General features: G+C 40.4%; 12 protein-coding genes, 2 rRNA genes and 1 riboswitch. All 14 genes read right to left on the reverse strand.

The genetic code is table 11. The annotated features are described in order from the left end of the window. Window positions 1–10: 10 nt before the first annotated feature. Window positions 11–1,537: a bifunctional phosphoribosylaminoimidazolecarboxamide formyltransferase/IMP cyclohydrolase gene (gene purH / locus C9J35_RS12315; RefSeq protein WP_107924736.1), complete on the reverse strand. Its 1,527-nt coding sequence runs from the start codon at window positions 1,535–1,537 to the stop codon at window positions 11–13. A gap of 193 nt (window positions 1,538–1,730) precedes the next feature. Further along, on the reverse strand, window positions 1,731–2,300 hold the full coding sequence (gene purN / locus C9J35_RS12320) for a phosphoribosylglycinamide formyltransferase (protein ID WP_107924737.1): 570 nt from the start codon (window positions 2,298–2,300) through the stop codon (window positions 1,731–1,733). Next, complete coding sequence (purM, locus tag C9J35_RS12325; RefSeq protein WP_054767636.1) at window positions 2,300–3,355, reverse strand: phosphoribosylformylglycinamidine cyclo-ligase; 1,056 nt, start codon at window positions 3,353–3,355, stop codon at window positions 2,300–2,302. Before purM ends, purN begins: the two co-directional genes overlap by 1 nt. Window positions 3,356–3,477: 122 nt before the next feature. After that, a complete protein-coding gene (purF, locus tag C9J35_RS12330; protein ID WP_054767635.1) occupies window positions 3,478–4,902 on the reverse strand; it encodes an amidophosphoribosyltransferase in 1,425 nt (474 codons plus the stop codon). After that, window positions 4,878–7,112 carry a phosphoribosylformylglycinamidine synthase subunit PurL gene (purL, locus tag C9J35_RS12335; protein ID WP_107924738.1) on the reverse strand — a complete coding sequence of 745 codons (2,235 nt, stop codon included), beginning with the start codon at window positions 7,110–7,112 and terminating at the stop codon, window positions 4,878–4,880. The genes purF and purL overlap by 25 nt, the downstream gene beginning before the upstream one ends. Further along, a complete protein-coding gene (gene purQ, locus C9J35_RS12340) occupies window positions 7,099–7,782 on the reverse strand; it encodes a phosphoribosylformylglycinamidine synthase subunit PurQ (RefSeq protein ID WP_054767634.1) in 684 nt (227 codons plus the stop codon). Before purQ ends, purL begins: the two co-directional genes overlap by 14 nt. Window positions 7,783–7,784: 2 nt before the next feature. Next, a complete protein-coding gene (gene purS / locus C9J35_RS12345; protein ID WP_010857136.1) occupies window positions 7,785–8,033 on the reverse strand; it encodes a phosphoribosylformylglycinamidine synthase subunit PurS in 249 nt (82 codons plus the stop codon). Window positions 8,034–8,035: 2 nt separating this feature from the next. After that, window positions 8,036–8,746 carry a phosphoribosylaminoimidazolesuccinocarboxamide synthase gene (gene purC, locus C9J35_RS12350; RefSeq protein ID WP_107924739.1) on the reverse strand — a complete coding sequence of 237 codons (711 nt, stop codon included), beginning with the start codon at window positions 8,744–8,746 and terminating at the stop codon, window positions 8,036–8,038. 135 nt (window positions 8,747–8,881) lie between these two features. After that, window positions 8,882–10,177: an adenylosuccinate lyase gene (gene purB / locus C9J35_RS12355; protein ID WP_054767632.1), complete on the reverse strand. Its 1,296-nt coding sequence runs from the start codon at window positions 10,175–10,177 to the stop codon at window positions 8,882–8,884. Between the two features lie 13 nt (window positions 10,178–10,190). After that, window positions 10,191–11,315: a 5-(carboxyamino)imidazole ribonucleotide synthase gene (gene purK, locus C9J35_RS12360; protein WP_054767631.1), complete on the reverse strand. Its 1,125-nt coding sequence runs from the start codon at window positions 11,313–11,315 to the stop codon at window positions 10,191–10,193. Further along, window positions 11,312–11,800: a 5-(carboxyamino)imidazole ribonucleotide mutase gene (gene purE / locus C9J35_RS12365; RefSeq protein ID WP_107924740.1), complete on the reverse strand. Its 489-nt coding sequence runs from the start codon at window positions 11,798–11,800 to the stop codon at window positions 11,312–11,314. The genes purK and purE overlap by 4 nt, the downstream gene beginning before the upstream one ends. Window positions 11,801–12,016: 216 nt before the next feature. Then, window positions 12,017–12,115, reverse strand: a riboswitch (purine riboswitch). Window positions 12,116–12,208: 93 nt separating this feature from the next. Further along, entirely contained in the window at window positions 12,209–12,403 is a 195-nt protein-coding gene (locus tag C9J35_RS12370; RefSeq protein ID WP_107924741.1) for an NETI motif-containing protein, read from the reverse strand. A gap of 710 nt (window positions 12,404–13,113) precedes the next feature. Then, window positions 13,114–13,229 (reverse strand): 5S ribosomal RNA (rrf, locus tag C9J35_RS12375). 188 nt (window positions 13,230–13,417) lie between these two features. Further along, window positions 13,418–13,502 (reverse strand): 23S ribosomal RNA (locus C9J35_RS12380); the annotation flags it as partial.

Consider the following 13,502-nt stretch of genomic DNA (forward strand, 5'->3'; position numbering starts at 1 on the left):
TTAATCTTAATTAATGCTTGAAATGACGTACGCCCGTAAATACCATGGTAATACCGAACTCATTCGCTTTATCAATTGAATCCTGGTCTTTAATAGAGCCGCCTGGTTGAATAATCGCTGTGATACCAGCTGTAGCCGCTTCTTCTACTGTATCGCTCATTGGGAAGAATGCATCCGATGCTAATGCTGCACCTTTTGCTTTTTCACCGGCTTGCTCAAAGGCAATTTTTGCTGCACCAACGCGATTCATTTGCCCTGCTCCGACACCTAGTGTCATTTGTGCATCTGTGACTACGATTGCATTGGATTTTACATGTTTCACAACCGCCCAGCCAAGTTGTAGCGCTTCCCATTCTTGATCAGTTGGTTCACGATCTGTGACAACTTTGATATCTGCGTTGGCAAAACCATAACGATCTGGCTCTTGTACAAGTAGGCCACCTTCAACAGATACCACATTCAATTTATCTTGCTTCACTTGCTCGAATGGAATCGTTAATAAACGGATATTTTTCTTTTGCGTTAAAATAGCAAGCGCTTCTTGAGAAAATGATGGTGCAATAATAATCTCTAAGAAAATATGACTAAGTTTTTCAGCAGTCGCTACATCTACTTCCCTGTTTACAGCAATAATGCCACCAAAAATAGATGTTGAATCTGCTTCATATGCTTTATCAAAAGCTTCTTCTAAAGTTTTGCCAGTACCCACACCACACGGATTCATATGCTTAACCGCTACTGCAGCAGGTTTTTCGAATTCTTTTACAATTTGAAGGGCTGCATTGCCGTCTTGAATATTATTGTATGATAATTCCTTGCCATGTATTTGCGTTGCATAAGCTAAAGAGAAATCAGAACCAAGACGTTTTTGATAGAATGCCGCTTTTTGATGAGGATTTTCACCATAGCGTAAATTTTGTTTTAATTCATATGTCATCGTTAAGCTTTCTGGGAATTCTTCTTCCGTTAAGTGATTAGAGATATATGAATCATAGGCTGCTGTGTGACGGAAAACTTTAGCAGCTAGCTTACGGCGTGTTTCAATAGTTGTTGCACCATTTGCTTGTAATTCCTCTAATACAGTTGCATAGTCATTGCTATCCACAATTACTGTAACATATTGATGGTTTTTCGCTGCAGACCGTAGCATTGTTGGACCACCGATATCAATATTTTCAATGGCATCATCCCATGTTACATTAGGCTTTGAAATTGTTTCAACGAACGGGTAAAGATTGACACATACAATCTCAATCGGTTCAATGCCATGCTCATTCATTTGTGCTTGATGAGAAGCATCGTCAAATTTTCCTAATAAACCACCGTGAATCATTGGGTTTAAAGTTTTCACACGGCCATCTAAAATTTCCGGGAATTTTGTTACTTCATCGACTGCTGTTACTGCAACATTATTGTCTTGTAACATTTTTTTCGTACCACCAGTTGATAAAATTTCATAACCTAATGCCACTAATTCCTTAGCAAACTCTAAAATACCATCTTTATTGGAAACACTGATTAATGCACGTTTTGTCACAACGAAATCCTCCTAATTTTATCTCGTGTTTAGCCACGAAAATGTCTCGCTTACCTTGATTGTACACAGTTAAATCGATATGGAATAACAACATTACAGGTAGATTATCTACCACTTAAAGTAAAGCCTGCGGAGAATGGAGCCAATACTCCGCATTTATTGAGCGACTTAACTACCCATAGCAACCGTTTTTTCACTTAAATAATTGTTGTAATGCCTTTGTATATAACAAATGTTCTTCTTTATGAATAGCTGTTTCTGTCGCCTCTCGATCACCCTCGACCACCGCTACAGCAGCTTGTGCAATTATAGGCCCTGTGTCCATGCCTTCATCTACGAAATGCACAGTCACACCGGTTATTTTGACACCATGCGCAATCGCTTGCCCAATGGCATCCTTCCCAGGGAAAGAAGGCAATAATGATGGATGAATATTGACGATTCGTTGCGAGTATGCAGCCAGTAATACTCCGCTTATTAAGCGCATGTAACCTGCAAGCACAATCCATTCGACTTCCCTTTCATGTAAAGCTTCGATAATCGCAGTCTCGTAATCTGCCTTCGATGCAAACTCTCTCGGATTCAAAGCAAGCACAGGAATATCAGATTTTTTAGCACGGGCTATAACAAATGCGCCGGGCTTATCTGTGACGACTAGCTCGATTTTGGCATTTAATTCGCCATGTTCAATCGCTTCTTGAATAGCTTGAAAATTACTACCGCTGCCTGAAGCAAACACGGCAATTTTGGTAGGTGCAGCCATCACACTAAACTCCCATCATGAGTGCCATTAAATACAACACCTTCGCCTTTCACAACGCGACCGATTTTGTATGCTTTTTCACCATTTGCTTGTGCTGTAGCAATTACGTTATCAGCCTCTTGTGCCGGCACTGCTAATACGAAACCAATCCCCATGTTGAAGACATTATATAAATCTTTGTCCTCTAGTTGACCTTTTTCTTTTAAGAATTCAAAAATACGAAGCACTGGCCAAGAACCTAAGTCAATTTCTGTTGCTAAACCTGCTGGCATCATACGTGGTAAGTTTTCATAAAAGCCACCACCTGTTACATGCGCACAACCGTGTACATCCGCTGCCTTTAAGGCTGCAAGTACTGGTTTTGCATATAATTTTGTTGGCACTAATAACGCCTCACCGATAGGACCAAGGTCTTCGTAGCCTGCTACAACTGCATCCACTGCTAAATCATTATCAGCAAAGACAATTTTACGAACTAATGAATAACCATTTGAATGCACACCACTTGAAGCAAGGCCTACAAGTACGTCACCTTCAACGATTTTTTCACCTGTTATAATGGCTGATTTTTCGCAAGCGCCTACAGCAAATCCTGCTAAATCATATTCGTCTTCCTCGTATAGGCCTGGCATCTCAGCAGTTTCCCCGCCGATTAATGCTGCACCTGATTGAACACAGCCATCCGCTACCCCTTTAACAATTTGTTCGATTTTCGCTGGCTCTGCCTTACCAAGCGCCACATAATCTAAGAAATACAGTGGTTCAGCACCTTGTGCGACGATATCATTTACACACATTGCGACACAGTCCACACCAATCGTATCGTGCTTGTCTACCATAAACGCTAATTTTAATTTTGTCCCAACACCATCAGTACCTGAAATAAGAACAGGTTCTTTTAGCTTTAGTTCTGACAAGTCAAACATACCACCAAAGCCACCGAACGTACCCATTACCCCTAGACGGTTCGTACGCTCAACATGAGACTTCATTCGTTTAACGGCTTCATAGCCTGCTTCAATATTTACACCTGCTTGTTCATATGCTTTAGACATGCAGAGATCCTCCTTTTAATCGAATTCGCCTTCGCTGAAGCATTTGTACTGTTGCTTCGCTTTCATGCAAAAGTCAACGGTGACATCTGCTAAAGGCACGCTAAGATTGCTTGTGCATAACCTTAACGAAGTAGTTCTTTTTCATGCGGTAAGATTGTATCAGGAAAAATTTCAGTTGGATATTTGCTTGTAAAGCATGCTAAGCAAAGGCCACGGTTTTCATCTTCATATGGTCGTGCAATAGTCTCCACCATTCCTTCAACAGAAAGAAATGTAAGCGAATCTGCACCAATCGCTTCACGAATTTCATCTACATTATGACTAGATGCAATTAATTCCTCATGTGTGGAAGTGTCAATGCCATAATAACAAGGATCAGTCATCGGAGGTGAAGAAATCACAACATGTACTTCTGATGCACCGGCATCTTTTAACATTTTTACGATACGACGTGATGTTGTGCCTCGAACGATAGAATCATCGACCATCACTACTCGTTTACCTTTTACTACTTGCACAACAGGTGAAAGCTTCATTTTCACACCGCGTTCACGTAATTCTTGAGTCGGCTGAATGAATGTTCGACCTACATAACGGTTTTTAATCAAACCTAACTCATATGGAATTCCACTTTCTTCAGCAAAACCAATTGCTGCAGAAATACTAGAATCTGGAACACCTGTTACGACATCAGCTTCGATATGAGCACATTCACGTGCAAGTTGTTTCCCCATACGCTTACGTGCCATATGCACATTAATGCCATCAATATCCGAGTCAGGACGTGCTAAGTACACATATTCCATTGCACACATTGCACGATTTTCCATATCAGCGAAACGATCAGACTTTACGCCCTCATCGTTAATAATTAACAATTCACCTGGTTCTACCGAACGAACAAACTCTGCGCCGATTAAATCGAATGCACAAGTTTCAGAAGCAACGACCCAACCATCTCCAAGCTTTCCTAGAGAAAGTGGACGTAAACCATGTGGATCACGTGCAACAAGCATTTCATCTTTTGTCATGATTAAGAATGAATACGCACCCTTTAATAATGATAGGGCATTTTTCACCTTTGCACGGAACGGTGAATGCGAGCTTTTCTTAATAAGATGCGCCAGCACTTCTGTATCAGAGCTAGAATGAAAAATACTACCTTGTCGCTCTAAATATTGTTTTAAGTGAGTCGCATTGACTAAGTTACCGTTATGAGCAATTGAAAGGCTACCAGTTGATGAATGGAATAGTAATGGCTGAACATTTTCGATACCGCCACCACCAGCAGTTGTGTATCGAACGTGGGCAATTGCCGCTTTTCCATCGACTGCTTTTAATTTATCTTCATTAAATACATCATTAACTAGTCCTTCGCCTTTCACCGCGCGAAGGTGCTGACCGTCAGAAACGACGATACCAGCTCCTTCTTGTCCACGGTGTTGAAGAGCGTGTAGCCCGTAATAACTAAGATGTGCTGGATTCGGATTCCCCCAAATACCAAACACCCCACATTCTTCGTTTAAGCCTCTGAGTTCAGCAAGCATGGGATTGCTCCTTTCCAATTAGAACGGAATTCCTCCACTGTACCTTCTACAAGCACACCGTTGTCCCCGTTGATTTTAACCAGCGCATTGTTTGTTACGACACCGATTTTTTGTGCATCTTTGACAGTCTCGACAAATGCAGCAACATTTTCTGCTTTGACTGTTACTACAAAACGAGATTGTGTTTCACTGAATAATACTGTTGTTGCAGAACCAGTTAATGTCACATCAACACCTAAACCTTTAGCTCCAAACGTTGTTTCAGCAAGTGCTACCGCAAGACCTCCCTCTGCTACATCATGTGCAGATTGTACAAGTCCAGCTTTAATTGCTTTTAGTAATGCTTGTTGACGAGTTGCCTCAACCTCTAAGTCGATAGCTGGTGCTTTTCCTGAAATCACACCATTATTTAATAATTTTTGAAGTTCTGAGCCGCCAAATTCTGTGTTTGTATCACCGATAACAAATACAACATCGTCCGCAGCTTTCACTTCTTGTGTAGTCACATGTGCTAAGTCTTCGATTAGACCTACCATCCCGATTGTTGGTGTTGGGTAAACAGCTTCCCCTGAACGCTCATTATAAAGAGATACGTTACCACCGATTACCGGAGTATTCAGTGCTGTACAAGCTGCTGAGATACCATCCGCTGATTTTTCAATTTGCCAGAAGATTTCTGGTTTCTCTGGGTTACCGAAATTTAAGCAGTCTGTAATTGCAAGTGGTGTACCACCAGTTGCTACAATATTACGAGCCGCTTCTGCTACTGCAATAGCACCGCCCACTTCTGGATCAAGGTAAATGTAGCGAGAGTTACAGTCTGTTGTCATTGCAAGCCCTTTGTTTGTTCCACGTACACGAATAACTGCAGCATCTGAGCCTGGAGCAACAACTGTTGACGTACGTACTTGGTAATCATATTGATCGTAAACCCACTCTTTAGAAGCAACAGTCGGTGCTTTTAACAGTGCATTTAACGTCTCTTTGTAATCTGTTACGGCTGGTTCGACATTTTTAATTGCCTGGAATTCTGCATAGTAAGCAGGCTCAGCAGATGGCTTATGATAGACTGGTGCATCTTCTGCAAGGGCATCAGCCGGCACATTCGCTACTACCTCACCGTTATGAAGTAAACGAAGCATTTTGTCATCTGTAACAACACCAATAGCCACTGCATCTAAATCATATTTATCGAAAATTGCTTTAATTTCATCTTCGCGACCTTTTTTCACAACTAATAACATGCGTTCCTGAGATTCGGATAACATCATTTCGTAAGCTGTCATACCCGTTTCACGTTGCGGTACTAAGTCTAGATTCATTTCAACACCTGAGCCAGCTTTTGAAGCCATTTCAGCAGATGATGACGTAAGACCAGCTGCACCCATATCTTGAATACCGACTAATGCATCAGATTTCACAACTTCTAAACATGCTTCCAGTAAAAGCTTCTCCATAAATGGATCGCCTACTTGAACTGCAGGGCGTTTATCTTCTGAGTCTTCCGTTAATTCTTCTGATGCAAATGTCGCACCGTGGATACCATCACGACCAGTTTTTGCGCCTACATACATGACTGTATTGCCGACACCTGCTGCAATACCGCGTTGAATATCTTTATGGTCGATTAAACCAACACACATCGCGTTCACAAGCGGATTTCCTTCATAGCAAGAATCAAATTGAATTTCGCCCCCTACCGTTGGAATACCAATACAGTTACCGTAACCTGCGATACCAGCAACAACTTCTTCAAATAAGTATTTACCACGTGCTGACTTCAACTCTCCAAAACGCAAAGAGTTCAACATTGCAATAGGGCGTGCCCCCATTGAAAAGACGTCACGGATAATACCACCAACACCAGTTGCTGCACCTTGATAAGGTTCAATTGCAGATGGATGGTTATGGGATTCCATTTTAAATACAACTGCTTGTTCATCACCAATGTCTACGATACCCGCACCTTCACCAGGCCCTTGTAATACTTGAGGACCTTGTGTTGGGAATTTTCGTAATACTGGTTTTGAATTTTTGTATGAGCAGTGTTCAGACCACATTACTGAGAAAAGACCTGTCTCTGTCCAGTTTGGCAGGCGGCCTAAAATACCTTCTACCATTGCAAATTCTTCGTCTGACATCCCCATACCAGCGTATAGCTTTTCATCTTTAATTTGCTGTGCTGTTGGCTCAAACTTAGTTGTTGACATGATTTTCCCTCCACTGCTTCACAATTGATTTAAATACTGCTAGACCGTCTGCTCCGCCCACAAGTGCATCAACAGCTCGTTCTGGGTGAGGCATCATACCTAATACATTGCCGCGCTCGTTAATAATCCCTGCGATGTCTGCTAAAGAACCGTTTGGATTTTCTCCTGAGTATGTGAACACGATTTGATTGTTATCTTTTAGTTTTTGTAATGTTTCCCCGTCACAGTAGTAGTTACCTTCACCGTGGGCGATTGGAATATTGATTACTTGACCTTGCTCATATTGATTTGTGAATAATGTATTGTTGTTTTCAACCTTAAGCTGTATTGTACGACACATGAATTTTAAGTTTTTGTTACGAAGTAATGCACCAGGTAATAAGCCTGCTTCTGTTAGAATCTGGAATCCATTACATACACCTAGCACAGGTTTACCAGCATCTGCTGCCTTTTTAACCTCCGCCATAATGTTTGACTGGTTTGCCATTGCACCACAACGTAAATAGTCACCATAAGAGAAACCTCCTGGAACTAAAATGCCATCAAAGCTACTTAAATCGGTTTCTGTGTGCCATACATATTCTACTTCTTCACCTAGTTCATCTTTAATCGCATGATACATATCGATGTCACAGTTTGACCCAGGGAATACGAGTACTGCGAATTTCATGATTAGTTAGCCTCCTCGACTTCGTAACGGTAGTCTTCAATTACTACATTCGTTAAAACTTTTTCACACATTTCTTTTACTAAAGTGTCGATATCACGCGCTGAATCACTGATTGTAAGCTCTAGATATTTACCAATACGTAATTCTTCTACTTCACCATAACCCATTTTAGCTAAAGAACCTTGTACTGCTGAACCTTGTGGATCTAGAATACTCTCACGTAATGTTACGAAAATTTTAACTTTTTTCATTGTTATTTGCCTCCGAGTCTAGAAAGAATAATAGTATATACTTCAGTTAAATTACCAAGGTCTCGACGAAAGACGTCTTTGTCCAACTTTTGTTTTGTTTCTGCATCCCATAATCTACATGTATCTGGTGAGATTTCATCAGCTAGCAGTACATCGCCATTTGTATCACGTCCAAACTCTAATTTAAAATCAATTAAAGTAACGTTTACATCTGCGAATATTGGTTGCAGTACTTTGTTAACAGCCAATGCACCTTCATACATTGCTGCTACTTCTTCTGGTGCTGCAAGTTCTAGTACATCAATATGCTCCGTAGTAATGAACGGATCGCCCAGTTCGTCGTCTTTATAATAGAATTCAACGATTGGACGCTTTAATGGTGTGCCCTCTTCAAGGCCAAGGCGGTTAGCTAAGCTACCAGCCGCAACGTTACGTACTACGACCTCAATTGGAATAATGTCGACCTTTTTCACAAGTTGTTCTGTATCAGATAATCGTTGTACGAAATGTGACGCAATTCCGTTTGCTTGTAATTTTTCGAATATTAAGGAAGTAATGCGGTTATTTAGAACAGCTTTTCCTTCAATTTCTTCTTTTTTCTCACCATTAAATGCTGTCGCACTATTCTTGTATTCTACTAGGAGTACATTAGATTCCTCAGTTGCATACAATTTTTTTGCTTTACCTTCATACAAAAGTTGATCTTTATTCATTTCGTCATTCCCCCAGATTATTATGAAATACGCCTCAACATTGTGATGTTCGGATTTTGAATCGTACAAGCAATTCAAAATCCGTAACATCCGTCAACGGCACTAACTTTATTTCGTCGAATGATTGAATAAAAGTTAGTTTAGTCCAAGACGATCAAAAATCATGTCTACATGCTGTAAGTGATAGTTGTAGTCAAAGCACTCGTCCAATTCTTCTTTCGTTAAATACGCTGTGATTTTTTCACTTGCATCGACTAACGTACGGAATTGAACTTGCTCGTCCCACGCCTGCATTGCTAATGGCTGTACTGTATCATACGCTTCTTCACGCACTAAGCCTTTATCGATTAGTGCTAATAAAATGCGTTGAGAGTAAATTAGTCCAAATGTGCGGCCCATATTACGTTTCATGTTTTCAGGGAATACTGTTAAATTTTTCACGATGTTACCAAAGCGGTTTAACATATAGTTCAGTGTGATTGTTGCATCCGGTAAAATCACACGCTCTGCGGATGAATGTGAAATATCACGTTCATGCCATAGTGCTACATTTTCATAAGCAGTTACCATATAACCACGCATTAAACGTGACATACCAACCATATTTTCAGAACCGATTGGATTGCGCTTATGTGGCATTGCTGATGAGCCCTTTTGTCCTTTTGCAAAAGCTTCTTCTACTTCTCGTGTTTCGGATTTTTGCAACCCGCGAATCTCAGTTGCGAATTTTTCAATTGATGTCGCAATTAATGCTAATGCACCTAAATATTGTGCATGGCGGTCACGTTGTAGTGTTTGTGTTGAAATCGGTGATGCAGCCAACCCTAATTTGTCACATACATATTGTTCAACACGTGGGTCGATATTTGCATAAGTGCCAACTGCTCCAGACATTTTCCCAGTTTCAATTACTTGTGCTGCTGCGTCAAAACGTTCTAGGTTACGTTTCATTTCTTCATACCACAAGCCTAGCTTTAAGCCAAAAGTTGTTGGTTCTGCATGAACACCATGTGTGCGTCCCATCATAACCGTATGTTTATGCTCTTTTGCTTTCACTGCAATAATATCAATAAAATTCACAATATCTCGTCGTAAAATATCATTCGCCTGTTTAATAATATAAGAAAGTGCTGTGTCAACTACATCCGTCGAAGTTAAGCCATAGTGTACCCATTTACGTTCCTCACCTAGCGTTTCAGAAACTGCACGCGTAAAGGCTACTACGTCATGGCGTGTTTCTTTCTCAATTTCCAATATACGATCTACATCAAATGAAGCATTATCACGAATTTTAGCTACATCTTCCTTTGGAATATCGCCAATTTCTGCCCAAGCCTCACATGCTAAAATTTCGACCTCTAGCCAAGCTTGGTATTTATTTTGTTCTGTCCAAATTGCGCCCATTTCGGGTCTTGTGTAACGTTCAATCATTGCGTATCTCCTTCTATTCTGACCAAATGCCAGAATGCTCGATTTCTTTTAAAGTATGGTCCAAATCTTTTGTCATAATCGTTACGTGGCCCATCTTACGGTTCACCTTAGCTTCAGCTTTCCCATAAAGATGCAATGACCAATCAGGATATTTTGCAATCGAGTTACTTAGTGGCACCACATGTTGCCCTAAAACATTCACCATAATTGATGGTGCCCATAGTTGTGGTTTGCGCAGCGGCCAACCACAAACAGCACGAATATGCTGATGGAATTGTGATACATTACATGCTTCTATTGAATAGTGACCTGAATTATGAGGTCTTGGTGCTAATTCATTAATAATAATGCCGCCATTTTCTAATACGAACATTTCTACCGCTAGTGTGCCTACTAAGTCTAGGTAATCTGCAATTTTCAAAGCCTCCTGTTCAGCTACTAACGCTGTTTCATCTTTGATACGCGCAGGTACAATGGTTTCATGCAAAATATGATGAACATGAATATTTTCACCAACAGGCTGACAATAAGACTCTCCATTACCATTCCGTTGTACAATGACAGATACCTCTTTCACGAATGGTACAAACCCCTCAGCAATACATTGTGAGTGGGCGAAAAGCCCTTCCACTAATGGTAGATCAACTGCAGATTCTAGAAGTTGCTGTCCTTTGCCGTCATAACCACCTCTTGCTGTTTTCACAATGCAAGGATATCCTATGGTATCGATATTGGCTACTAGCTCTTCATATGTTCCCGCCACTACATAAGGTGCTACTGGACAACCCGCGTTCATTATCGCAGCCTTCTCCGTTACACGATTTTGTGTAATGCGAACTAATTCTGCACCTTGTGGTACATAGGCCATTTGAGTTAACCGCTTTAAGCCGTCATAATCAATATTTTCAAACTCATATGTTATAACATCACTTACTTCTGCCAGTTCCTCTAATGCCGACTCATCATCGTAAGGTGCCACAATACGAATATCCGCAACCTGTCCACAAGGTGAATCCATTGTAGGTTCTAGTACCGCAACTTTAAAGCCAGCTTCCTTTGCCGCAAGTGCCATCATACGACCAAGTTGTCCCCCACCAATTATACCTATTGTTTGTCCGGGATAAATAATTTTTATCACACTAAGTCACCTGTGCTTTCCAATACCTGTTGCTTCGTCGCCTCGCGTCTAGCATCTAGTTTGTTAGCAAGTTCCGTATCAGTTGTCGACAAAATTTGCGCTGCAAGCAGTCCTGCGTTCGTTGCTCCTGCTTTACCAATCGCAACAGTCGCTACAGGAACACCACCTGGCATTTGGACAATTGATAATAGTGAATCCAACCCGTTAAGGGCACGAGATTGCACGGGTACACCAATAACTGGTAACGTTGTTTTTGCTGCTACCATTCCTGGTAAATGTGCCGCACCGCCAGCACCTGCTATAATTACTTGAATACCTCGCTCACGTGCTGCTTCTGCGTATTCAAACATTAAATCAGGAGTACGATGTGCGGATACTACCTTTTTCTCGTACGGTACTTGTAATTCATCTAAAATATCACATGCATGCTTCATTGTTTCCCAGTCACTTGAACTACCCATAATGACACCGATTTTCGGATTCATGAATTGTCGCTCCTTTTACACGATAGAAAAATGATCGATTATTGTGCAAGCCTCTATTATTATTCAATAGCCACTGCATTTCTTTACTTTTGTCTACATAGAAAATCCCCAAATAAACTACTCTCTACAATACACGTGAAAGCAGCTTACTTGAGGACTTATTATGAAAAGAATATGCAGATTTACACATCTGTACACACACCTTCCCTTAACATGCCAAAAGTTGCTTTCCCGCATAGTCCAGCATTTACGGTGCCGGGTAGAGACACTAGAGCCAATCCTCTAGCATATATGAGGGATTTAATTGTTTTTCCTTATCACATTTTAACAATTGAAAACACTATCGTCAATGCAAAAATGCGAACGTTTTATTTTCACTAATTATAATTGTTCGGTTTTAAGTCGAATTTATTCAAAATCTTGACACAACATCGCTTTAAATTGTATTTTTTGACGCAAATACGCGGGTTCTCCATCTACTATATGAAAAACCGGTTCCTCTTTTCGTCCTACCGCTAGATAACCATCTTGACGCATTCTCGTCAAGCATTCGTCAATCGTCTCATTTTCTTCTACTTCATACCAAATTTGCTTTTTTCCCACATTGCTCTTCCTTCCAATCACTAGTCTTTAATTATTCTTCCGCGCCTGAAACCCATTATACCCTGATAGTACATTTCTAGAATACACGATTTTGTAACAATTAGTAATGACGCAATAAATCGGACAAAAAAACGCCCACAAAGAACTACGAATTGCAGAAAAAAAGTCTAGTTTTTTATTAAAAAATATCAAATGTAAGATAAGAAAGATAAACTAGAAAAAACCCTTTGCGATTTCCCCTATCTACAATAAACTTTGCAATGTTATTTTCAAAAGTTCAACTTCATCCTCTCCCACAATTATTTCTGGTTCATGCCACGAAAAAACATCACCATTAAAACATGAAATGATATGCAAATGGTAGTGTACAACATCTTTGAAGAGCCATTTTATTATTGTAATTCCGTCGCAGTGAATGTTTTTTCTAATATTATTGGATTTTTTGCGTGGTCAGCATAACTTCTGGAATTTTTGGGTCAACCTCACTGATCGGATAATATGTTTTCGGAACAACGAACACATGTCCTTTATTTATGGGAACTTATCTAGCAATATCATTTTTATAGATTTATAAAAGGGTTTCTTTTACCTTTGAGTTAATCTCACAAAATAAATGAATGGGTTTACCGACTGTACCGTAAATTATTAATAAAAAGAAAAGTATATAACAAAAAAAAAGCCGAGGAATAAATCCTCGACTTTTATAATGTGCCTAGCGATGTCCTACTCTCACAGGGGGAATCCCCCAACTACCATCGGCGCTAAAGAGCTTAACTTCCGTGTTCGGTATGGGAACGGGTGTGACCTCTTTGCCATCATCACTAGACTATTGTCGGCTTCCAATATACGTCGTCTTTCTTTGTCAGCTTCATTCGTTCAGTCAGTCACGTACTTAGGTACGCTCCTTCATTCTCTCAATTGCTTCCTTGAACTACTCGTATCTTGAAACCCTCTTTTAGAAAGTTGTTGTTCTTTCAAAACTGGATAAACGGTGCATTGAATGTTTCAAACATTTTGGTTAAGTCCTCGATCGATTAGTATTCGTCAGCTCCATGTGTCACCACACTTCCACCTCGAACCTATCTACCTCATCGTCTTT

Origin of the sequence: Lysinibacillus parviboronicapiens (genome assembly GCF_003049575.1) — a bacterium.
GTDB lineage: Bacteria > Bacillota > Bacilli > Bacillales_A > Planococcaceae > Lysinibacillus > Lysinibacillus parviboronicapiens.